We start from the raw sequence: 20,744 nt of genomic DNA, 5'->3' as shown, positions 1-20,744 counted from the left end.
GAAGCCGGTGGGCGTGCTGTATAGTCCACGGGTTGTTCCAAGAGGGAACCGGATCGAAGGCGACAGCCCGCATTGCGGGCTGTGCCTTTTTTGCTGATGGAATCAATCCTGTTGATCGCTGTGGGGCTCATGCTCGTCATCGAGGGTGTGCTCCCCTTTGTCGCGCCCCGTCTGTGGCGCGACACCTTCCGACGGGCGACCGAACTGGCAGACGGCCAGTTGCGCTTCGTCGGCCTGACTTCAATGATTATCGGTATCGCGCTGATCGCGCTGTTCAAGTGATGCGTCGCTGGCTGCTTCCTGAATCCATAGAAGACCTGCTCCCTGATGAAGCACGGCAGGTCGAGCGTCTGCGCCGCGGATTGCTCGACGAATTCGCGCTGCACGGCTATGAGCTGGTTTCCCCCCCGCTGATCGAGTACATCGAGTCACTGCTGACCGGCAGTGGCCGCGACATGGATCTGCGCACCTTCAAGCTGGTCGATCAGCTGTCGGGCCGCACCATGGGATTGCGTGCCGACATCACGCCGCAGGTGGCGCGCATCGACTCGCACCTGCTCAATCGAAACGGTGTCGTGCGTCTGTGCTACTGCGGCCCGGTCGTGCATGCGCTGCCGTCAGGCTTCAATGCGACGCGTGAGCCGATACAGCTCGGCGCCGAGCTTTACGGCCACGCAGGTATCGAGGCCGACGTTGAGCTGATCGGCCTGCTGCTGCGTGCGCTCGAGGTGGCGGGTGTGCAGCCGGCGCGCGTCGATCTCGGCCACGTCGGCGTGTTCCGGGCACTGGCTTCGCGCCTGCAATCCACCGCGCTGCGGAGCGAGGACGGCGAGCAGGAGCTGTTCGCCGCGCTGCAGTGCAAGGATCTGCCGGCGCTGCGCCAGTTGCTCGTCGACGAACCGGCCCAGGTGCGCGACGCCTTCATGGCGCTGCCCGGGCTGTACGGCAAGATCGATGTACTGACGAGGGCACGTGCGGAACTGCCGGACTGGCCGGACATCGGCCAGGCGCTGGACTCGCTGGCGCAGCTTGCGGCGGCGATCGATCCGGCCGTAGCGGGTGTGGATCTTGCCGATCTGCGCGGCTACCACTATCACAGCGGAGTGAGCTTCGCGGTCTATTGCGCCGGTCAGGCGCAGGCAATCGCGCTGGGCGGGCGCTACGATGAAGTGGGCAAGGCCTTCGGCCGGTCGCGGCCGGCAAGCGGGTTCAGCCTCGATCTGCGTCAGTTGGCACAGCTTGCGCCGACGGTCGAGGCGAAGTCAGCCATTCTTGCGCCGGCCGTCTCTGACGCCGCGCTGCGTGCCCGTGTGAGTACGCTGCGGGCTCAAGGTGAAACGGTGATTGCGGCACTGCCCGGTCACGACGACGATGTGCAGGAACTGGCGTGCACTCGCCAGCTGGTATTTGTTGAAGGTGAGTGGCAGGTGAAGCCGCTCGAAAGAAAGGTTTGAGCATGGCAAAGAACGTAGTGGTCATCGGCAGCCAGTGGGGCGACGAGGGCAAAGGCAAGGTCGTCGATTGGCTGACCGATCACGCGCAGGGCGTCGTGCGCTTCCAGGGCGGCCACAACGCGGGCCACACGCTGGTCATCAAGGGGCAGAAGTACGCGCTGAACCTGATCCCGTCCGGCATCATGCGCGACGGTGTCGCCTGCTACATCGGCAATGGCGTCGTGCTGTCGGCTTCCCATCTGCTGTCGGAAATCGACAAGCTGGAAGCGGGTGGCATCGAGGTGCGTTCGCGCCTGAAGGTGAGCGAGGCCTGCCCGCTCATCCTGCCTTTCCACAGCGCGGTCGATATCGCGCGTGAAGACGCGCGTGGCGGTGCCAAGATCGGTACCACCGGCAAGGGCATCGGCCCGGCCTACGAAGACAAGGTCGCGCGCCGCGCGTTGCGCGTGCTTGATCTGTTCAATCCCGAGCGCTTCGCCGAGAAGCTGCGCGAGGTGATGGAATTCCACAACTTCCTGCTGGAAAAGCAGCTGGGCGCCAAGCCGGTTGATTATCAGCAGACGCTCGATGACGTTCTGGCGCTCGCGCCGAGGCTCCTGCCCATGGTGGCTGACGTGTCGGCGCTGCTGCACGCGGCGCACAAGCGCGGCGACAACCTGCTGTTCGAAGGCGCGCAAGGTACGCTGCTGGATGTCGATCACGGCACCTATCCCTACGTCACGTCGAGCAATTGCGTGGCCGGTGCGGCCAGCGCCGGCGCCGGTGTCGGTCCGGGCATGCTTCATTACGTGCTGGGCATCACCAAGGCCTACACCACCCGCGTCGGTTCCGGCCCCTTCCCGAGCGAACTGCCAATCGAGGAAGAGGGCACCGTGGGCCATCACCTGTCGACCATCGGTCACGAGCGTGGCACGGTGACCGGCCGCGTGCGCCGCTGCGGCTGGTTCGATGCCGCTGCGCTGCGCCGCTCGATCCAGATCAATGGCGTGACCGGCCTGTGTCTGACCAAGCTCGACGTGCTCGACGGCATCGAGGAACTGCAGGTCTGTACCGGCTATCGCGTCAACGGTGAGGTGTCCGACCTGCTGCCTCTGGGGTCGGAGCGCGTCGGTGCTTGCGAGCCCATCTACGAAACGTTGCCCGGCTGGGATGGGACGACGGTGGGGGCGAAACGGGTGGAAGATCTACCAGCCAACGCACGCGCCTACATCGCGCGCATCGAGGCCTTGTGCGACGTGCCGGTCGACATGATTTCGACCGGCCCCGATCGTGAAGAGACCATCGTGCTGCGTCATCCCTTCGAGTGAGGGTGACGGGTGCGACGAACCGCATGCTCCGGAAGGGGTGTGCGGGTTTTTTGTTTTTGGCGGCAGCAGAAAACAAAAAAGCCGACATTTCTGTCGGCTTTTCTGCTGGCTTGTTTGGTGCCCAGGAGAGGACTCGAACCTCCACACCTTGCGGCACTAGTACCTGAAACTAGCGCGTCTACCAATTTCGCCACCTGGGCAAGAGGCTGCGCATTTTATACTAGGCATCTACGTTGTCAAGAGAAAAAGAGAAAAAAGTGAAACTGAGCAAGATCCGCCGCGCGGATCCCTTCTTCGAGCGTGAAACCGCTCGCTACGAAAACCCGTTGCCGAGCCGCGAGTACATCGTTCAAGTGCTTGAGCAGGCAGCGGTTCCGATGAGTGCCGACGAACTGGTCCAGGCACTCGACATACAGCCGCACGAGCGCGATTACTTCGTGCGTCGCCTCGGCGCGATGGAGCGCGAGGCGCAGCTGATGCGCAATCGTCGCGACGCCTACATCATCCCCGACAAGGCCGATCTGATCGCCGGTCGCGTGGAGGGGCATCCCGATGGTTTCGGCTTCGTCATCGTCGGCGACGACAAGACGCCGCCCGGGGCCAAGGCGGAACGCAAGGACATCTTCCTGAGCGCGCAGGAAATGCGCAGCGTGCTGCACGGTGACCGCGTGCTGGTACGCATCAGCGGCACCGACCGTCGCGGTCGGCCCGAGGGCAAGGTGGTCGAGGTGACCGAGCGCGCGAATTCGCGCCTGATCGCCCGTGTGGTCGAGGAGCACGGCGTGCAGTTCTGCATCGCCGAGAACCGCCGCATCCGTCAGCAGATCGTGCTGGCCGCCCCCGAGAAGGGCAAGCGCGCGCTGAAGGCCGCGGCCGGTGCCGTGGTCGAGGTCGAACTGATCGAACAGCCGACGCGCTACACGCCGCCCATCGGTCGCGTGGTCGAGGTGCTGGGCAACTACGGCGACTCCGGCATGGAGATCGAGATCGCGCTGCGCAAGCACGACATGCCGCACGAGTTCTCAGCCAAGGTACTGGCAGCAACCAAGCGTCTGCCGGACGAGGTGCGCGAGAAGGACTGCGCCGGCCGGGTTGATCTGCGAGACCTGGAGCTGGTCACCATCGACGGTGAAACGGCGAAGGACTTCGACGACGCCGTGTATTGCGAGAAGCAGGGGCGGGGCTTTCGCCTCGTCGTGGCAATCGCCGACGTGAGTCATTACGTGAAGCCGGGCACGGCGCTCGATGCCGAAGCGTTCGAGCGCGGCAATTCGGTCTACTTCCCGCGCCGGGTCATTCCGATGCTGCCGGAGAAGCTGTCCAACGGGCTGTGCTCGCTCAATCCGCAGGTGGACCGCCTGTGCATGGTGTGCGACATGGATGTGTCGGCCGCCGGCGCGATCCAGCGTTTCCGCTTCTACGCCGCAGTGATGAATTCCAAGGCACGCCTGACCTACACCGAGGTTGCGGCCGCGCTGTACGACAAGGATGCCGACGCCCGCAAGCGGCTCAAGCCGCTGCTGCCGCGCCTCGAAGCGCTGGACGCGGTGTTCCGTGTCTTTGGCAAGGCGCGTGCGAAGCGCGGCGCCATCGACTTCGAAACGGTCGAGACGCAGATGCTGTTCAACGATGCTGGCAAGATCGAGCGCATCGTGCCGTACGCGCGCAACGACGCGCACCGGCTGATCGAGGAATGCATGCTGGCGGCCAACGTCTGCGCCTCGCGTTTCCTCGAAGAGAGCGGGCAGGACACGCTGTACCGCGTGCATGAAGGTCCGAGCGAAGACCGCCTGCAGAAGCTGCGCGCCTTCCTCGGTGAGTTCGGCTTCCAGTTGGGTGGCGGAGACAAGCCGCACGCGAAGGACTACGCCGCGCTGCTCGAACGCATCGGCGACCGCCCCGACCGCCAGCTGCTGCAGACGGTGATGCTGCGCTCGCTGCGCCAGGCCATCTACAGCCCGGACAATGTCGGCCACTTCGGTCTGGCCTACGAGGCCTATACCCACTTCACCTCGCCGATCCGCCGCTATCCCGATCTGCTCGTGCATCGTGCGATCAAGGCCGCGCTGGCGAAGAAGAAATACGCGCCGGGCGACTGGTCCGACATCGGTCTGCACTGCTCGACCACCGAGCGGCGCGCCGACGAAGCCAGCCGCGACGTGACCAACTGGCTCAAGTGCTACTTCATGCAGGACCGCGTCGGCGAGGAGTTCGAGGGCAGCGTGTCGGCGGTCGTGCCGTTCGGCCTGTTCGTCGCGCTCGACGACGTGTTCATCGAGGGTCTGGTGCACATTTCCGACTTGGGTGCCGACTACTTCCATTACGACGAAGGTAAGCATCGCCTGGTCGGCGAGCGCAGCGGCCGCATCTATCGCCTGGCCGATCGCGTGCGCATCCAGGTCGTGCGGGTCGATCTCGATAACACGCGTATCGATTTCCGACTTGCCGGCGGTGCCGAGCGGGACTTCGGTCGTGTGCCGCAGCAGGCGAAGCTGACGCCCAAGCCGGGGCCGACCGGTGCCGCGTCGCGCCGGCGTGTCGAGGGCGATGCGTCCGCGCAGGAGGCGAAGCAGGCATCGCACGCCAAGGCGAAGGAAAAAGCGAAGGCGAAGCCTGCCGCACCGGAAACGGCAGCGCCCGCGCCGCGCACTGAACCGCCCACGCGGACGGCCAAGCCCAAGACTGGCAAGGCTGCAGCACCGAAGCCGGCAGCGAAGAAGACGGCGAAGAGCGCAACGAAGAAAACGACAGGAAAGAAGAGCGCAGTGAGCAAAACCCCGGCGAAGAAGCCGTCCACCGCCAAGAAGAGCGGTTCCCGCGCGCCAAAGTCGGCTGTGCCGAAGCGGAGGGTGCGCGAATGAGCGATACCCGCTACATCTTCGGTTTCCACGCGGTCACCGCGAAGATCCGCCACGCCCCGGATGCGGTGAAGGAGCTGTTCGTATCCACCGCGCGTCAGGACGGTCGCATGCGCGATCTGATCCGTGCCGCAGAGGCGTCAGGCGTCAAGTGGGTACAGATGGAGCCGGCACGCCTCGACGGCCTGGCCGGAGGCGCCGCGCGTCATCAAGGCGTGGTGGCGCGTGTGCTGGCGCAGATTCCCTACCGCTCGCTCGACGACGTGCTCGATACGCTGTCCGAGCCGCCGCTGCTGCTGGTGCTCGACGGCATCCAGGACCCGCACAACCTCGGTGCCTGCCTGCGCGTGGCGGACGCGGCCGGTGCGCACGCCGTGGTCGCCCCGCGCGACCGGGCGGTCGGCCTGAACGCAACGGCGATCAAGGTGGCCAGTGGTGCGGCCGACACCGTGCCGTACGTGACGGTGACCAATCTGGCGCGCAGCCTGCGCGAGATGAAGGAGCGCGACATCCTGACCATCGGTGCGGCCGGTGAGGCCGACAAGTCGATGTACGCGGTCGACCAGTCGGGCGCGGTGGCGTGGGTGCTCGGCGCCGAGGGCGACGGCATGCGCCGGCTCACCCGCGAAACCGTCGACGTGCTGGCGTCGATTCCGATGCACGGCACGGTCGAAAGCCTGAATGTGTCGGTGGCCAGCGGCGTGTGCCTGTTCGAGGCGCGGCGCCAGCGCACGGCAAAGGGCAGCTTGTAAGAATCACGGCCCGCGCGCTATACTCGCGGGCTTACCTTGCCTCACCGGATTCGCATGCCGGGAGGTGTAACCGCCGGACAGGCTCGTGTTTGCCCGGCACTGAACCGCAAGGAGATTACATGCGACATTACGAAGTGGTTTTCATCGTCCATCCGGACCAGAGCGAGCAGGTGCCCGCCATGGTCGAGCGCTACCGTACGCTGGTCACCGGCCGCAACGGCAGCATCCACCGCCTGGAAGACTGGGGTCGCCGCCAGCTGGCCTACCCGATCCAGAAGGTGCACAAGGCTCACTACGTGCTGATGAACATCGAGTGCGACGGCGAAACGCTGGCCGAACTCGAGCACGCCTTCAAGTTCAACGACGCCGTTCTCCGCCACCTCACCATCAAGATGCGCAAGGCTGTCGTCACGCCGTCGCCGATGATGAAGGAAGAGAAGTCGCGTTCGCTGCTGGCACCGGCTGCTGAAGCCGCTGCCCCGGCTGCGGAACAGCCGGCGGCTTGACCGAAGGGCAGGGCGCGGTCGGCCCGGCGGCAAACAGCTTCACCTTGTCCGCCACGCTGATCGAACGCGATGCACTGAGACAGACCCCGGCCGGCGTGCCGATCCTGCGTGGATGCCTTGAGCACTTCTCGCAGCAGATCGAAAACGGTGCGCCACGCGAAGTCAGGTTTGAAACCGATTTCGTGCTGCTGGGAGACCTGGCAAGGATGCTCGCTCAAGCCCCGCTCGGAACGTCGTTGATCGCAGAAGGATTCATGGCAGCCCGCAGTGCTAAAAGCAGGCAGGGCGTCATGCACATAACCCGTATCGAATTCGTGACCTCGGGCAACTGAGCCCGGCGTCGCAACAGTGGAAGGAAACCACCATGGCTTTCAGACCGAAGAACGGCAAGAAGAAGGACGATCGCGGCTCGCGCAGCATGTTCAAGCGCCGCAAGTTCTGCCGCTTCAGTGCAGAGAAGATCGAAGAGATCGATTACAAGGACGTTGAAATCCTGAAGGACTTCATCTCCGAGAACGGCAAGATCATGCCGGCACGCCTGACCGGCACCCGCGCTGGCTACCAGCGCCAGCTGTCGACCGCCATCAAGCGCGCACGCTTCCTGGCGCTGATGCCTTACACCGACCTGCACCAGTAATCGAGGGAGACGACCATGCAAGTAATCCTGATGGACAAGGTCGCCAAGCTCGGCGATCTGGGCGATGTGGTGAAGGTGCGTGACGGTTACGCCCGCAACTTCCTGATCCCGACCGGCCGCGCCAAGCGCGTGACGCCGGAAAACCTGGCTGCTTTCGAAGCCCGCCGTGCCGAACTGGAAAAGGCCGCTGCCGAACGTCTGGCCGCTGCCAAGGCTGTCGCCGAGAAGCTCGAAGGCTTCATGGTGCAGATCACCCGCAAGGCCGGTGTCGACGGCCGCCTGTTCGGCTCGGTGTCGACGGCCGACATCGCCGAAGCGCTGGCTGCTCAGTCCTTCCCGGTGGACAAGTCGATGGTGCGCATGCCGGACGGCCCGCTGAAGGCTGTGGGCGATGCTCAGTTCGAGATCGCGCTGCACTCGGACGTGATCGCCACCGTGACGGTGTCGGTGCTCGGCGAGCATTGATCGCCGGCCTTCGGGCTGCGACGGAAAGGCCACCTGCGGGTGGCCTTTTTCGTTGACGCGCAGACGAACCGACATGTCATCCACAGCAAAGCCCACAGCTTTTCCACAGCTTGTGCAGTTGTCGTGCAGACGCTGCGCGGCTAGATTGCAGGATTGCCCCGGCAAGTTCTCCAGAATGAAAAAGACATCATGAGCAGCGTGCGCAACGCACCCGGTCCGGACGCCCAGGCGGCCCAGGCCGCGCAGGACAGACAGGTGGCGGCGCTGAAGCTGCCGCCGCATTCGATCGAGGCCGAGCAGTCGCTGATCGGTGGTCTGCTGCTGGACAACAGTACCTGGGACCGTGTTGGCGACCAGGTCAACGAATCCGACTTCTACCGCGACGATCACCGCCGCATCTTCCGCCACATCGCCAAGCTGATCGAGCAGGGCAAGCCGGCCGATGTCGTGACCGTCTATGAATCGATCGAGAAGGGCGACGAGGCGCAGCAGACCGGCGGGCTGGCCTATCTGGGCGAAATCGCCAACAACACGCCGTCGGCCGCCAATATCCGCCGCTATGCGGAAATCGTCCGTGAGCGCGCCATCCTGCGCAAGCTGGTCAGCGTCGGCGATGAGATCGCCGCCAATGCGCTGACGCCGCGCGGACGCGATGCCAAGACGCTGCTCGACGAGGCGGAATCGAAGATATTCGAGATCGCCGAGGCGGGCGCTTCGGCCAGTACGGGATTCGTCGCCATTCAGCCCATCCTGGTGCAGGTGGTCAATCGCATCCAGGAACTGTACGACCGCGACGATCCGTCGGAAGTGACGGGGGTGCCGACCGGCTACGTCGATCTCGACGACAAGACCGCCGGCCTGCAGCCCGGAGACATGATCATCGTCGCCGGCCGTCCGGCCATGGGCAAGACCACCTTCGCGCTCAACATCTGCGAACACGTCGCGGTCGAGCTCGGCCTGCCGGTTGCCATCTTCTCGCTCGAAATGCCGGGCACCCAACTGGCCATGCGTTTCGTTTCGTCGGTAGCGAAGATCGACCAGGGGCGTCTGCGCACCGGCCGCCTGACCGACGATGACTGGGGTCGGCTGACGATGGCGCTGGGCAAGCTGCACGAGGCGCCCATCCATATCGACGAGACAGGCGGCATCAACCCGACCGACCTGCGGGCCCGCGCGCGCCGGCTCTATCGCCAGTGCGGCAAGCTCGGCCTGATCGTAATCGACTACCTGCAGCTGATGTCCGGCACCCGCGACGGCGAGAACCGCACGGCCGAGATTTCGGAAATCTCACGCGCGATCAAGTCGCTGGCCAAGGAGCTGCACGTGCCCATCATCGCGCTGTCGCAGCTGAACCGCGCGCTGGAACAGCGTCCGAACAAGCGACCGGTGATGAGCGATCTGCGCGAATCCGGCGCCATCGAACAGGACGCCGACATCATCATGTTCATCTATCGGGACGAGGTCTACAACCCCGATACCCAGGACAAGGGGCTGGCAGAAATCATCATCGGCAAGCACCGTAACGGCCCGACCGGTACCGTCGTGCTCGGCTTCCAGGGCGAGCACACGAAGTTCGTCAACGCCGCGCGGCCCGGTTCCTACTGAGGCGCGCGTGACGGTCTGGCTGCGTCGCCTCGCCATCGTCATCGTCGTTCTGGCGGTGCTCGGTGTCGGCGCCTTCCAGCTCGCGCTGCACATGTTGCGCAGCCAGGTCGAGGCAGCGCTGGGGCCGCGTGGTGAGGTGGCCAGCGTCGAGGTCCGGCTGGATGCGGTGGTGCTTCACGAGGTGCGCATCCGCGCGCAGCGGGACGGCGATGCACCATGGCCGGCCGACGACGAACTGCGCGCGCAGCGCGTCGAGGTGGTGCCGCAACTGCGCGACCTGCTGTCGGCACGCGTACGCATCGCTCGGATTACCGTCGAGGGCGCCTATCTGTCCATGCTGCGTACCCGGCAAGGTGGCCTGCGCGTGCTGCCCGCCCTGCTCGAAACGGGCTCGGCTGCCGACACGGACGGCAGCATGCCGCCGGTACATGTCGCGCGCATCGAACTGCGCGACGGCGCACTCGATTTCTTCGACGCCAGCGTGCGACGCACGCCACACCGGCTGGCGCTGACGGCGCTCAATGCGGACATCGGCCCGATCGACCTGCCAGCGCTCGACAGCGCGACCACGCTGGCCGTCGACGGGACCGTCAAGGGGCCACGACAGGACGGTCGGCTGGCGCTGAATGGCGAGGTCGTGCTGGCCACGCGCGACGCGAAGCTGGAGTTCTCGCTGCGCGGCGTCGATCTGGTCGCCTTCCAGCCCTATCTGATCCAGGCCGCGGAAACCGGCGTCAAGCGCGGCACGATGGATCTGGACATCCGTCCTGTCGTCGCCGACAAGCGCCTGAAGGCGCCGGGCACGCTCACGTTGACCGGTCTCGAACTGGCGTCCGGCAACACCTTCATGGGCATGCCGCGGGCGGCGGTGGTCGGGCTGATGAAGGACAGGAACGAGCGCATCAGCGTCGATTTCACGCTGGAAGGTCGCATCGACGATCCGAAATTCTCGCTGAACGAAGGCTTCGCAACGCGCGTCACCAGCGCCATGGCCGAGTCGCTCGGCGTCAGTCTTGGGGGCCTGGTGCGCGGCGTCGGCAATGCGGGCAGTTCGGTGGTGAAGGGTGTGGGCGAGGCCGTCGGCAAGCTGTTCGGCGACTGATTGCTGCCCGATCCGCCACGCTTGCCGGGCGTGGATCAGCCCGCCTGTGTCCGCGCCTGTTCCGCGCCCTTGAGCTGTGCGCTGAGGCGCTGCAGTTCGGCCCGCATGCGCGCCATCGCGTCCGGCGGCAGGCCGGACTGACGGGCGACCTCTGCGTGTACCTCCTCCGCTCTTTCCCGCAGCGCGTGGCCGGCCTCGGTCAGTCGTATCTCGAGTGCCCGTTCGTCGGTGCGATTGCGCGCGCGCGTGAGGTAGCCGTTGGCTTCGAGCCGCTTGAGCAGCGGCGTCAGCGTCGGCGAATCGAGATCCAGCCGTTCGGCCAGTGCCTTCAGCGTCAGTGCATCTTCCTGCCACAGCACCAGCATCACCAGATACTGCGGATAGGTCAGCCCGAGCGCCTTAAGACCCGGCGTGTAACAGCGCGTGATCGCGTGGGCGGCGGCGTACAGGGCGAAACACAGCTGCTGGTCCAGCAGCATCGGGTCGATGAAGGTCATGGCGATGTCCTCCGTGAGGGATCAGAGCACTTCGGCAGCGTGGTCGGCCAGACGCGAACGCTCGCCGCGCTGCAAGGTGACGTGGCCGCTGTGCGGCCAGCCCTTGAAGCGGTCGACGACATAGGTCAGGCCGGAGCTGCCTTCAGTCAGGTAGGGGGTGTCGATCTGCGCGATGTTGCCCAGGCATACGACCTTGGTGCCGGGGCCCGCGCGCGTGATCAGCGTCTTCATCTGCTTCGGCGTCAGGTTCTGCGCTTCGTCGATGATGAGGAATTTGTTCAGGAAGGTGCGCCCGCGCATGAAGTTCAGCGACTTCACCTTGATGCGGCTGCGGATCAGATCCATCGTCGCGGCACGGCCCCATTCGCCTGAGCCATTCGGATCGTCCGTCTTGTTCAGCACGTCCAGATTGTCTTCGAGCGCGCCCATCCACGGCGTCATCTTCTCTTCCTCGGTACCGGGCAGGAAGCCGATGTCCTCGCCGACCGGCACGGTAACCCGGGTCATGATGATTTCGCTGTAAAGCTTGGTTTCAAGAACCTGGGTGAGTCCGGCCGCCAGTGTGAGCAGTGTCTTGCCGGTGCCGGCCTGACCGAGCAGCGTGATGAAGTCCACCTCGGGGTTCATCAGCAGGTTCAGCGCGAAATTCTGTTCGCGGTTGCGCGCCAGGATGCCCCAGACCGAATTCTTGTGATGGCTGTAGTCGACCAGCGTTTCCAGCACCGCCGTCTTGCCGGCGCGTTCCCGCACCAGCGCATGGAAGGGCTTGTCCTGCTTGGCGCCGGCTTCCTTGTAGACGAATTCGTTGATCAGCAGATCCGGGCACAGCGGGCCCTTGACCCGGTACATCGTGCGGCCGTTTTCTTTCCACGACTCGAGGTTGCCGCCGTGCTCGTCCCAGAACTTCTCCGGCAGCTCGCGCGTGCCGGTGTAGAGCATGTCGGTGTCTTCGAGCACCTTGTCGTTGAAGTAATCCTGCGCATGCAGCCCGAGCGCGCGGGCCTTGATGCGCATATTGATGTCCTTCGACACCAGGATGACCTGACGACCCGGGTGACGTTCGGACAGGTGCATCACCACCGCGATGATCTGGTTGTCCGCCTTGGCGGTGGGCAGCGCGGTCGGCAGCACGCCGTTGATTGCTTCGGTCTGCAGCAGCAGATGACCGCTGGCGAGCTCACTCGATGCGGCCGCCAGCGGTATGCCTTCGGCGATCTTGTCCTCGGCACCGCTGACGATCTCGTCGAGCAGACGGCTCACCTGGCGCGCGTTGCGCGCCACTTCGGTCATGCCCTTCTTGTTGTTGTCCAGTTCTTCGAGCGTCATGATGGGCACGAATATGTCGTGTTCCTCGAAGCGGAACAGCGACGTCGGATCGTGCATCAGCACATTGGTGTCGAGAACGAAGAGCTTGGTGGCCGGGGGCGACTTGCGGGAACGGCGGGCAGGGGCTGCTGCGGGGCGTCGGGTGGCCATGTGATCCTGTGGGCGTGAAGTCTCGGGTGGTGTCGTGGGTGCGGCGTTTCAGAGCGAGCGGACGAAGGCGAGCACCTCTTCCGCGTGGCCCGGCACCTTCACACCGCGCCACTCGCGCAGGATAAGGTTGTCCGGACCGATGACGAAAGTGCTGCGTTCCACACCGCGCACCTGTTTTCCGTACATGTTCTTCATCTTCATCACGCCGAACAGCGTGCATGCCGTCTCGTCCGGGTCGGACAGCAGTTCGAAAGGCAGTTCGAGCTTGGCCTTGAAGTTCTGGTGCGACTTGATGCTGTCGCGCGAAATGCCGACCACGTCGGCGCCGAGCGCCTTGAAATCGCCGTAGCGGTCGCGGAAGTCCGCACTTTCCGTGGTGCAGCCCGGCGTGCTGTCCTTCGGGTAGAAGTAGATCACCAGCGGCTTGCCGGCAGCGGACAGCAGGAAGTCGGCGCCGGAGGTGGAGGGCAGGGTGAAGTCGTCAGCCCGGATTTCGCTCATCGTGTCTCGGTCTCCAGTGCTTGCAGAAAGATGGGGTCAGGATGTCGCGTCGGGCAGCAGCAGCGCGGCGGCCACCGCTCGCCCTTCGGCCACGAGAATGTTGTAGGTGCGGGCGGCGGCGAGGGTGTCCATCACCTCGACACCGATGCCGGCCTCGATCATCGGCCGCAGCAGCGAAGGATGCGGGAAGCGCTGGGTCGGGCCGGTGCCGAGCAGCAGGATCTGCACCGGCAGGGCCGCGAGTTCGGTGAAGTCTTCCGGCTTCAGACGGTCGAGGTCGTCGGCGCCCCAGTCTTCGCGCAACTGCTCCGGCGCGATCAGGATGGTGCGCGTGACCCGGCGTTCGCCGATCTGCAGATAGCCGTCGCCGAAGCCGGTGACCAGCGGAATGGTGGGGCGGGGAGTCTGGTGCAGCTTCACGTCGCGTGGGGTGATGTCCGGGGTGGTTCGCAACTGTATCGTCGTGGCCGCCAGAACGGTTTTGCCCTGCTTTCGGCGGTCGCTTACAATCATACCTTTTTCGCCTGTCGGCAATGTTGCCAGGGCAGCGGCAAGTGCGCGCGCGCCGCCGCATAGGTAATCCACATGTCCCGCCATACGCCCAAAGAGTCATCCGAGTCCGCCATCGTGCATCCGCCGGTCACTAAGTCGTCCAAGCTCGCCAACGTCTGTTACGACATCCGCGGCCCCGTCCTCGCCCGTGCCCGCCAGATGGAGGAGGACGGCCACCGCATCATCAAGCTCAACATCGGGAACCTCGCACCGTTTGGCTTCGATGCGCCGGAAGAGATCGTCCAGGACGTAATCCGCAATCTGCCCGATGCCGCCGGCTACACCGACTCGCGCGGCCTGTTCGCGCCGCGCAAGGCCATCATGCAGTACTGCCAGGAGAAGAGGATTCCCGGCGTCGGCGTGGACGACATCTTCATCGGCAACGGCGCGTCCGAACTGATCGTGATGGCGATGCAGGGCCTGCTCAACACCGGTGACGAGGTGCTGGTACCGGCGCCCGACTATCCGCTGTGGACCGCCGCAGTGACGCTGGCCGGCGGTACTGCCCGCCATTACATCTGCGACGAGGGCGCCGACTGGATGCCCGACCTCAACGACATCCGTTCGAAGATCACGTCGAGCACTCGCGCCATCGTCATCATCAACCCGAACAACCCGACCGGCGCACTGTATTCCGATGATCTGCTGCGCGACCTGGTGCAGATCGCGCGCGAGCACAAGCTCATCGTGTTCGCCGACGAGATCTACGACAAGACGCTGTACGACGGCGCCACCCACACCTCGATCGCCTCGCTGGCCGACGATCTGCTGTTCGTCACCTTCAACGGTCTGTCGAAAAACTACCGCGCCTGCGGCTACCGCGCCGGCTGGATGGTGGTGTCCGGCGACAAGCGCCACGCGCGCGATTACATCGACGGCCTGAACATGCTGGCGTCGATGCGCCTGTGTTCGAACGTGCCGGGCCAGTTCGCAATCCAGACCGCGCTTGGCGGCTACCAGAGCATCAATGACCTGATCAAGCCGGGCGGCCGTCTGGCGCGTCAGCGCGACGTGGCGTGGGAACTGCTGACCGACATACCGGGCGTGAGCTGCGTCAAGCCGCGCGCTTCGCTCTACCTCTTTCCGAAGCTCGATCCGAAGATCTACCCGATCGAGGACGACCAGCGCTTCATCCTCGAACTGCTGGAGGAGCAGCGCGTGCTGCTGGTGCAGGGCACTGGCTTCAACTGGCCGCGCCCTGACCACTTCCGCGTCGTCTTCCTGCCGCACGAGGACGACCTGCGCGACGCCATCGGCCGCATCGCACGCTTCCTCGACGGCTACCGCAAACGTCATGGCACCTGAGTCGCCGGCGCTCGACGTGGTGCGCGTGGCTGTTGCTCGCGCGGTAACGGAACCGGGCTGGCTCGCCAGGGCCGAAACCGTGCATCGCGCGCTGCGGCCGGATCTGCCGGCTGACTACGCCGGCACGATGCAGGGCATCGTGGCCGACGGCGGCGAGATCGCGGTTGCCGTCGCTGACGGTGAGGTCGTCGGTGTCACGGTCTTCCGCAGCTATCGCAACACGTCCTGCGGTGTGTTCTTCTACGTCGATGATCTGGTGACCGATCCGGCGGCGCGCTCGCGCGGTGTCGGCAAGCGGCTGCTCGACTGGCTGGCGGCCGAGGCGAAGTCGCGCGGCGCGACCCGGCTGCGGCTGGATTCCGGCACCCATCGCGTCGATGCGCACCGCTTCTACCATCGCGAAGGCATGCACATCGCCTGTTTTCATTTTTCGCGTGACCTGGCCTGACCGGTCCGCGGCACCCATTACAAGACGAGGGACAGCATGAAACCCATCAACGTAGGCCTGCTCGGCATCGGCACCGTCGGCGGCGGCACCTGGACGGTGCTTACGCGCAACCAGGAAGAAATCACCCGTCGCGCCGGTCGCCCGATCCAGATCACCGCCGTCGCCGATCGCGACGTCGAGCGCGCGAAGTCGATGACCGGTGGTGCCGCCCGCGTGACCGGCGACGCCTTCGAGGTGGTGCGTGACCCCAGCATCGATATCGTGGTCGAGCTGATCGGCGGCTACACCGTGGCCAAGCAGCTGGTACTGGAGGCGATCGCCAACGGCAAGCACGTGGTGACCGCCAACAAGGCGCTGCTCGCCGTGCACGGCCAGGAAATCTTCGCCGCGGCACAGGCCAAGGGCGTCATGGTGGCGTTCGAGGCGGCCGTGGCGGGCGGCATTCCCATCATCAAGGCGGTACGCGAAGGCCTGACCGCCAACCGCATCGACTGGATCGCCGGCATCATCAACGGCACCACCAATTACATCCTGTCGGAGATGCGCGACAAGGGCCTTACCTTTGCCGACGCGCTGGCCGACGCGCAGCGCCTGGGCTATGCCGAAGCCGACCCGACCTTCGACATCGAAGGCGTCGATGCCGCCCACAAGATCACGCTGCTGTCGGCGCTGGCCTTCGGCATCCCGGTGCAGTTCGAGCGCGCCCACATCGAGGGCATCACCAAGCTGACCGCCGACGACATCCGCTACGCCGAAGAACTGGGCTACCGCATCAAGCTGCTGGGCATCACCAAGCGCAAGGCCGACGGCTTCGAGCTGCGCGTGCATCCGACGTTGATTCCGGCCAAGCGCCTGATCGCCAACGTCGAAGGCGTGATGAACGCCGTCGTGGTGAAGGGCGACGCGGTGGGCGCGACGCTGTACTACGGCCGCGGCGCCGGCGCCGAACCGACGGCCAGCGCAGTCATCGCCGATCTGGTCGACGTGACCCGTCTGCACACCGCCGACCCGGAACACCGCGTGCCTCACCTCGCCTTCCGCGCCGATCAGCTGTCCGATACCCCGATCCTGCCGATCAGCGAGGTCGAGAGCGCCTACTACTTGCGTCTCCGGGTGCAGGACAAACCCGGTGTGCTGGCCGACATCACCCGCATCCTCGCCGACCAGGGCATCAGCATCGACGCGATGCTGCAGAAGGAGCCGTCGGAGGGCGAGCAGCAGGCCAACATCATCATGCTTACCCACGTCACCCGCGAGAAGCAGGTCGACGCGGCCATCGTCCGCATCGAGGCGCTGGACAGCACAGTGGGCGCGGTGACGCGCCTGCGTCTGGAAGAACTGAACGGCTGAGCGGGCAGGGCGGGCCGGCGCTCAGCCGGCCGGCGCCGGCTCGGCGCTCATCGCGTCGGCCAGTTCGATCCGGTGATACAGCGCCGCCACCATGTCGGTGCGATCCAGCATGCCGACCAGGCGGTCGGCGCCATTGATCACCGGTACCGCCGGCTGACGACCGGAGGCCAGCGCCTCCGCCGCGTCGGCCACGCTGTCGTTCTGGCGCAGCACCAGCACGCCGTCGCGCACCTCGCGCATCATCTGTCCGACCACTTCCGCCTTGTCCGAATGCGTGTGCGGCGAGCGCGCCAGCAGATGGCGCACGGCTTCGCCCATCGATCGGTTCGCCTCGGGCGACACCTCGCGCAGGAAGTCCTCCAGCGACAGCAGGCCGATCACCCGTCGGCTGCGGTCGACCACCGGTAGCGTATCGACCCGCAGCTTGCGCATCAGCAGCCAGGCGTCCGCCAGCGGCGTCGCGAATTCGACGGCGGGCGCCGTGACGGCGCCATCGATCAGATCGCCGCAGCGCATGCGATGCACGCGCTTGAAGGCATGCCGCAACGTGCGCTCGTAGAGATCGACCAGATCGTCCTCGCGAATGTCGAGGAAGCTGTCGATCTCGCTCAGCGCTGCCTCCAGATCGCGGTGGGCGATGACGGGCGGCGCCTGATGCATCTGCTGCTGGGCGGCAGGCGGCGTGCCCTGCGGGTAATGGCGGCCGGGAACGAGGTTGTTCACCACCACCACCGCCACCATGATGGCGATCGTGTTTGCCGCCGTCGCCATCAAGGCAGGCTCGATGGTCGCGCCCTGGGCGGCGGCCATGGCCATGGTCAGCGCCATCGCGCCAGCGGGCGGGTGGATGCAGCGCGCCCATGCGGTGAGCCAGATCGACGCCGCCAGCGCGACCGCCATCACCCACGGTCCGGCCGGCAGCCAGTGACCACAGGCGTAGCCCAGTGGTGCAGACAGCAGCAGGCCGCCGATCACTGACCACGGCTGGGCCAGCGGGCTGTGCGGCAGCGCGAAAAGGATGACGGAGGTCGCGCCCAGCGGCGCCAGGATGCGTTTTTCCGCCGCACCGAGCGGCAGCACGAAGAGCACGCCCTCGAACAGCAGCAGGCCGAAGAAGCCGGCGAGCGTGCTGCGCCAGCGTTCCGCGCGGGACAGCGGCGGTGCGTCGGACACCAGGTGGCGCCGCAGCAGTTCGGTCAGGCCGGTCATCGATACGGTCCGGACAAAACCCGGCAGTCTACCTGTACGCCCCATTGTGGTGCGAACATGTGCCCATAACTACGGCGAACGCCGGCCGGGGGCTGGCGGTACGCTGTGCTAGATTAATGCCCCTTGCGCGCGCTCCGCGCGCCGCTTTTCGACCACGAATCCGATGCACGACGCGATGTACTACGTATCCACCCGCGGCCAGGCGCCGCAGAAGCGCTTCACCGAAATCCTGCTGGGCGGCCTGATGGAAGATGGCGGTCTCGCCATGCCCGTGCAGTACCCGCGGTTCACGGCGACCGATCTCGAAGCGATGCGCGGCATGGATTACCGCCAGCTCGCCTTCGCCATCCTGTCGCGCTTCGCCGACGACATTCCGGCCGCCGACCTGAAGGCGCTGATCGACCGCACCTATACGCCGGAGGTGTATCGCAACACGGTGTCCGGCTCGGATGCGCGCGACATCACGCCGCTGTACACGCTGGAGCCCGGCCTGCACCTGCTCGAACTGTCCAACGGCCCGACGCTGGCATTCAAGGACATGGCGATGCAGCTGCTCGGCAATCTGTTCGAGTACGCGCTGGAGAAGAGCGGCCAGCAGCTGAACATCTTCGGTGCCACGTCGGGCGACACCGGCTCCAGCGCCGAATACGCGATGCGCGGCAAGCACGGCGTGCGCGTGTTCATGCTGAGCCCGCACGGCAAGATGAGCCGTTTCCAGACGGCGCAGATGTTCAGCCTGCAGGATCCGAACATTTTCAACATCGCGGTCCGCGGCGTGTTCGACGATTGCCAGGACATGGTCAAGGCGGTGTCCAACGATCTCGACTTCAAGTCGAAGTACTGCATCGGCACGGTCAATTCGATCAACTGGGCGCGCGTGTCGGCCCAGGTCGTGTACTACTTCAAGGGCTATTTCGCGGCGACCAAGCACAACGGCGAACAGGTGAGCTTCACCGTGCCGTCCGGCAACTTCGGCAATGTATGCGCCGGCCACATCGCTCGCATGATGGGCCTGCCCATCCGTCACCTGGTCGTGGCGACCAACGAGAACGACGTGCTCGACGAGTTCTTCCGTACCGGCGTCTATCGTCCGCGCGCCACCGCCGAAACGCTGCACACGACCAGCCCGTCGATGGACATTTCCAAGGCCAGCAATTTCGAGCGCTTCATCTACGACCTGGTCGGCCACGACGCCGCCCAGGTTCGGGCGATGTGGGGCGAGGTCGATCGCGGCCGTCCGTTCGATCTGTCGGCGTCGTCGCTGTTCGGCAAGGTGGCTTCCGAATACGGATTCCAGTCCGGCGCGAGCAATCACGCGCACCGCGTCGCCACGATGCGGCTGGCCAGCGAACGCTGGGGGCGCGCCATCGATACGCACACGGCTGACGGCCTCAAGGTCGCGCTGGAGCTGCGCGAAGCCGGCGTGCCGATGATCGTGCTGGAAACCGCGTTGCCGGCAAAGTTCTCGGAAACCGTGGTCGAGGCGCTGGGCCGCGAACCGGTACGCCCGGCCGGCATGGAAAACCTGGAATCGCTGCCGCAGCGCTTCGAGGTGATGGATGCCGACGTGGCGGCCATGAAGAATTACATCGCGCGCCACGCCGGCTGAGCGCAGGGGGCGCTCGCCCCACGGATTCAAGACATTCGCCGGCCTGCCGTAGACCCGTACATCGAACTGTGTATGTACGGGGACAACTCATGGGTGAGCCGGTGAACGCATCGCTTGAAGCACTGCAACGACTTTCGGCCGAACTGGAATCGGGGGACATCGTGTTCCCGACCAGCATCGACGTTTCGCTGCGCATCCGCCAGGCGCTCGAAAACCCGGACATCAACATCAACGAGGTCGCGCGCCTGGTCGGCGCCGAACCGGTGCTCAGCGCGAAGGCGCTGCGTCTGGCCAACTCGGTCGCCTACAACCGCAGCGGCAACGAAATCACCGACGTGCGCACCGCGGTCAACCGGGTCGGCACCGAGCCGATCCGCATGCTCACGATGTCGCTCATCGTCCGCCAGATGGTCGATGCGCGTGCCGACGAGCGACTGCGCGTGATGACGCACGATCTGTGGCAGCACACCATCCACGTGTCGGCGCTGAGCTATGTGATCGCGCGCAGGCTGTCGCGACTGAACGCCGATGCGGCCATGTTCGCCGGTGTGGTGCACGAGATCGGCCAGTTCTACCTGTTGGCCCGCGCCTCCGCCTTCCCGGCGCTGCTGCAGCGCGAGGAAGAATTGAGCGGCCTGATGTTCAGTTTCAGCCGCAGTGTCGGCCGGGCAGTGCTCGAATCGCTGAAGGTGCCGACCCAGATCATCGATGCGGTCGACGATCCGTCGATCACCGGCCCGGTCGTGCCGCCGCGTTCGCTGGCCGACGTGCTTTTCCTGGCCGAGAGCATGGCGGCCTTCCCCAACCCGTTCTGCAGTGCGACGGCAGTGCACGACGCGGCGATCGCCGAGACCGTCACCGCCGACATCGACAACGAAACGCTCGACGCGGTGGTGGCCGAATCGCAGGAGGAAATCGACTCCATCATCGCGACGCTGCAGGTGTGATCGGCTCGACCGCCGGGGAGACCCTCAAGTCCGCGCCCCGCGGACCGTTAATTTCGGTGAAATCTGATAACAGCTGAACCAGGGCAAACCCGTCGAAAGACGGCGACGCAAAGTTTCCGGTCTACAGGGTGACGACACCCCATGACAGCGGGGCCGCCGCTATA

Annotated in this window: 21 protein-coding genes, 1 tRNA gene and 1 riboswitch; of the genes, 16 read left to right on the top strand and 6 right to left on the bottom strand. The window is 65.4% G+C overall.

Annotated elements, in window-relative coordinates:
• The first annotated feature begins 96 nt into the window (after nt 1-96).
• The 3 genes from METRZ18153_RS0111835 to METRZ18153_RS0111825 are packed head-to-tail and all read left to right on the top strand — an operon-like array spanning nt 97 to nt 2,761.
• Entirely contained in the window at nt 97-282 is a 186-nt protein-coding gene (locus METRZ18153_RS0111835) for a DUF2065 domain-containing protein (RefSeq protein WP_019917986.1), read from the top strand.
• Nucleotides 282-1,454, top strand: a complete 1,173-nt coding sequence (locus tag METRZ18153_RS0111830) for an ATP phosphoribosyltransferase regulatory subunit (RefSeq protein WP_020164934.1) — start codon at nt 282-284, stop codon at nt 1,452-1,454. The genes METRZ18153_RS0111835 and METRZ18153_RS0111830 overlap by 1 nt, the downstream gene beginning before the upstream one ends.
• 2 nt (nt 1,455-1,456) lie before the next feature.
• Nucleotides 1,457-2,761, top strand: a complete 1,305-nt coding sequence (locus METRZ18153_RS0111825) for an adenylosuccinate synthase (RefSeq protein WP_020164933.1) — start codon at nt 1,457-1,459, stop codon at nt 2,759-2,761.
• A 115-nt stretch (nt 2,762-2,876) separates the two neighbouring features.
• Here the strand turns inward: METRZ18153_RS0111825 and METRZ18153_RS0111820 are convergent.
• A tRNA-Leu gene (locus METRZ18153_RS0111820) sits at nt 2,877-2,961 on the bottom strand.
• Nucleotides 2,962-3,018: 57 nt separating this feature from the next.
• On the opposite strand from METRZ18153_RS0111820, the gene rnr reads away from it, so the two are divergent.
• The 8 genes from rnr (at nt 3,019) to METRZ18153_RS0111780 (ending at nt 10,686) form a co-directional block, all read left to right on the top strand.
• A complete protein-coding gene (gene rnr, locus METRZ18153_RS0111815) occupies nt 3,019-5,622 on the top strand; it encodes a ribonuclease R (RefSeq protein ID WP_020164932.1) in 2,604 nt (867 codons plus the stop codon).
• A complete protein-coding gene (rlmB, locus tag METRZ18153_RS0111810; RefSeq protein ID WP_020164931.1) occupies nt 5,619-6,371 on the top strand; it encodes a 23S rRNA (guanosine(2251)-2'-O)-methyltransferase RlmB in 753 nt (250 codons plus the stop codon). The genes rnr and rlmB overlap by 4 nt, the downstream gene beginning before the upstream one ends.
• Nucleotides 6,372-6,490: 119 nt before the next feature.
• Entirely contained in the window at nt 6,491-6,877 is a 387-nt protein-coding gene (rpsF, locus tag METRZ18153_RS0111805) for a 30S ribosomal protein S6 (protein WP_008058992.1), read from the top strand.
• Nucleotides 6,874-7,209, top strand: a complete 336-nt coding sequence (priB, locus tag METRZ18153_RS0111800) for a primosomal replication protein N (protein WP_020164930.1) — start codon at nt 6,874-6,876, stop codon at nt 7,207-7,209. Before rpsF ends, priB begins: the two co-directional genes overlap by 4 nt.
• A 32-nt stretch (nt 7,210-7,241) precedes the next feature.
• Nucleotides 7,242-7,514: a 30S ribosomal protein S18 gene (gene rpsR / locus METRZ18153_RS0111795; RefSeq protein ID WP_008058994.1), complete on the top strand. Its 273-nt coding sequence runs from the start codon at nt 7,242-7,244 to the stop codon at nt 7,512-7,514.
• Nucleotides 7,515-7,529: 15 nt separating this feature from the next.
• Nucleotides 7,530-7,979, top strand: a complete 450-nt coding sequence (rplI, locus tag METRZ18153_RS0111790; RefSeq protein WP_029143718.1) for a 50S ribosomal protein L9 — start codon at nt 7,530-7,532, stop codon at nt 7,977-7,979.
• Between the two features lie 189 nt (nt 7,980-8,168).
• Nucleotides 8,169-9,584 carry a replicative DNA helicase gene (gene dnaB / locus METRZ18153_RS0111785; RefSeq protein WP_020164928.1) on the top strand — a complete coding sequence of 472 codons (1,416 nt, stop codon included), beginning with the start codon at nt 8,169-8,171 and terminating at the stop codon, nt 9,582-9,584.
• A 7-nt stretch (nt 9,585-9,591) separates the two neighbouring features.
• On the top strand, nt 9,592-10,686 hold the full coding sequence (locus METRZ18153_RS0111780; protein WP_020164927.1) for a DUF748 domain-containing protein: 1,095 nt from the start codon (nt 9,592-9,594) through the stop codon (nt 10,684-10,686).
• Nucleotides 10,687-10,721: 35 nt separating this feature from the next.
• Here the strand turns inward: METRZ18153_RS0111780 and METRZ18153_RS0111775 are convergent, their stop codons facing one another.
• The 4 genes from METRZ18153_RS0111775 to METRZ18153_RS0111760 are packed head-to-tail and all read right to left on the bottom strand — an operon-like array spanning nt 10,722 to nt 13,613.
• Nucleotides 10,722-11,183, bottom strand: coding sequence for a MarR family winged helix-turn-helix transcriptional regulator (locus METRZ18153_RS0111775; RefSeq protein ID WP_019917998.1), 462 nt, complete (start codon nt 11,181-11,183; stop codon nt 10,722-10,724).
• A gap of 21 nt (nt 11,184-11,204) precedes the next feature.
• The gene (locus METRZ18153_RS0111770) at nt 11,205-12,659 is read right to left on the bottom strand and encodes a PhoH family protein (protein WP_020164926.1); all 1,455 of its coding nucleotides are present in this window, start codon (nt 12,657-12,659) and stop codon (nt 11,205-11,207) included.
• 48 nt (nt 12,660-12,707) lie between these two features.
• On the bottom strand, nt 12,708-13,160 hold the full coding sequence (locus METRZ18153_RS0111765; RefSeq protein WP_020164925.1) for a peroxiredoxin: 453 nt from the start codon (nt 13,158-13,160) through the stop codon (nt 12,708-12,710).
• 36 nt (nt 13,161-13,196) lie between these two features.
• A complete protein-coding gene (locus METRZ18153_RS0111760) occupies nt 13,197-13,613 on the bottom strand; it encodes an Mth938-like domain-containing protein (protein WP_232416034.1) in 417 nt (138 codons plus the stop codon).
• A 132-nt stretch (nt 13,614-13,745) separates the two neighbouring features.
• Here METRZ18153_RS0111760 and METRZ18153_RS0111755 point away from each other — a divergent pair, with 132 nt between their 5' ends.
• Genes METRZ18153_RS0111755 through METRZ18153_RS0111745 form a run of 3 tightly spaced genes read left to right on the top strand, consistent with a single transcriptional unit; the run spans nt 13,746 to nt 16,815 of the window.
• Nucleotides 13,746-15,017: a pyridoxal phosphate-dependent aminotransferase gene (locus METRZ18153_RS0111755; RefSeq protein WP_020164923.1), complete on the top strand. Its 1,272-nt coding sequence runs from the start codon at nt 13,746-13,748 to the stop codon at nt 15,015-15,017.
• Nucleotides 15,007-15,465, top strand: coding sequence for a GNAT family N-acetyltransferase (locus tag METRZ18153_RS0111750; protein WP_020164922.1), 459 nt, complete (start codon nt 15,007-15,009; stop codon nt 15,463-15,465). The genes METRZ18153_RS0111755 and METRZ18153_RS0111750 overlap by 11 nt, the downstream gene beginning before the upstream one ends.
• Nucleotides 15,466-15,501: 36 nt before the next feature.
• Nucleotides 15,502-16,815 carry a homoserine dehydrogenase gene (locus METRZ18153_RS0111745; protein WP_020164921.1) on the top strand — a complete coding sequence of 438 codons (1,314 nt, stop codon included), beginning with the start codon at nt 15,502-15,504 and terminating at the stop codon, nt 16,813-16,815.
• Nucleotides 16,816-16,836: 21 nt separating this feature from the next.
• On the opposite strand, the gene METRZ18153_RS0111740 is transcribed toward METRZ18153_RS0111745, so the two are convergent.
• Nucleotides 16,837-18,024 (bottom strand): HPP family protein, encoded by a 1,188-nt coding sequence (locus METRZ18153_RS0111740; protein WP_020164920.1) that lies wholly within the window; start codon nt 18,022-18,024, stop codon nt 16,837-16,839.
• 175 nt (nt 18,025-18,199) lie between these two features.
• Here METRZ18153_RS0111740 and thrC point away from each other — a divergent pair, with 175 nt between their 5' ends.
• Nucleotides 18,200-19,633, top strand: coding sequence for a threonine synthase (gene thrC / locus METRZ18153_RS0111735; RefSeq protein WP_198291250.1), 1,434 nt, complete (start codon nt 18,200-18,202; stop codon nt 19,631-19,633).
• A 101-nt stretch (nt 19,634-19,734) separates the two neighbouring features.
• Nucleotides 19,735-20,580 (top strand): HDOD domain-containing protein, encoded by an 846-nt coding sequence (locus METRZ18153_RS0111730; RefSeq protein ID WP_232416033.1) that lies wholly within the window; start codon nt 19,735-19,737, stop codon nt 20,578-20,580.
• 72 nt (nt 20,581-20,652) lie between these two features.
• Nucleotides 20,653-20,741: riboswitch (cyclic di-GMP riboswitch) on the top strand.
• Nucleotides 20,742-20,744: the final 3 nt, after the last annotated feature.

The organism is Methyloversatilis discipulorum, assembly GCF_000385375.1.
Taxonomy (GTDB): Bacteria; Pseudomonadota; Gammaproteobacteria; order Burkholderiales; family Rhodocyclaceae; genus Methyloversatilis; species Methyloversatilis discipulorum_A.
The sequence above is the reverse complement of the archived record's forward strand: the minus strand, read 5'-3'. Positions and strand labels throughout refer to the sequence as shown.

Coding starts and splice junctions, on each gene's coding strand:
- METRZ18153_RS0111835 (WP_019917986.1), top strand. CDS start 97: ATGGAATCAATCCTGTTGATCGCTGTGGGGCTCATGCTCGTCATCGAG.
- METRZ18153_RS0111830 (WP_020164934.1), top strand. CDS start 282: ATGCGTCGCTGGCTGCTTCCTGAATCCATAGAAGACCTGCTCCCTGAT.
- METRZ18153_RS0111825 (WP_020164933.1), top strand. CDS start 1,457: ATGGCAAAGAACGTAGTGGTCATCGGCAGCCAGTGGGGCGACGAGGGC.
- rlmB (WP_020164931.1), top strand. CDS start 5,619: ATGAGCGATACCCGCTACATCTTCGGTTTCCACGCGGTCACCGCGAAG.
- rpsF (WP_008058992.1), top strand. CDS start 6,491: ATGCGACATTACGAAGTGGTTTTCATCGTCCATCCGGACCAGAGCGAG.
- rpsR (WP_008058994.1), top strand. CDS start 7,242: ATGGCTTTCAGACCGAAGAACGGCAAGAAGAAGGACGATCGCGGCTCG.
- rplI (WP_029143718.1), top strand. CDS start 7,530: ATGCAAGTAATCCTGATGGACAAGGTCGCCAAGCTCGGCGATCTGGGC.
- dnaB (WP_020164928.1), top strand. CDS start 8,169: ATGAGCAGCGTGCGCAACGCACCCGGTCCGGACGCCCAGGCGGCCCAG.
- METRZ18153_RS0111775 (WP_019917998.1), bottom strand. CDS start 11,183: ATGACCTTCATCGACCCGATGCTGCTGGACCAGCAGCTGTGTTTCGCC.
- METRZ18153_RS0111770 (WP_020164926.1), bottom strand. CDS start 12,659: ATGGCCACCCGACGCCCCGCAGCAGCCCCTGCCCGCCGTTCCCGCAAG.
- METRZ18153_RS0111765 (WP_020164925.1), bottom strand. CDS start 13,160: ATGAGCGAAATCCGGGCTGACGACTTCACCCTGCCCTCCACCTCCGGC.
- METRZ18153_RS0111755 (WP_020164923.1), top strand. CDS start 13,746: ATGTCCCGCCATACGCCCAAAGAGTCATCCGAGTCCGCCATCGTGCAT.
- METRZ18153_RS0111750 (WP_020164922.1), top strand. CDS start 15,007: ATGGCACCTGAGTCGCCGGCGCTCGACGTGGTGCGCGTGGCTGTTGCT.
- METRZ18153_RS0111745 (WP_020164921.1), top strand. CDS start 15,502: ATGAAACCCATCAACGTAGGCCTGCTCGGCATCGGCACCGTCGGCGGC.
- METRZ18153_RS0111740 (WP_020164920.1), bottom strand. CDS start 18,024: ATGACCGGCCTGACCGAACTGCTGCGGCGCCACCTGGTGTCCGACGCA.
- thrC (WP_198291250.1), top strand. CDS start 18,200: ATGTACTACGTATCCACCCGCGGCCAGGCGCCGCAGAAGCGCTTCACC.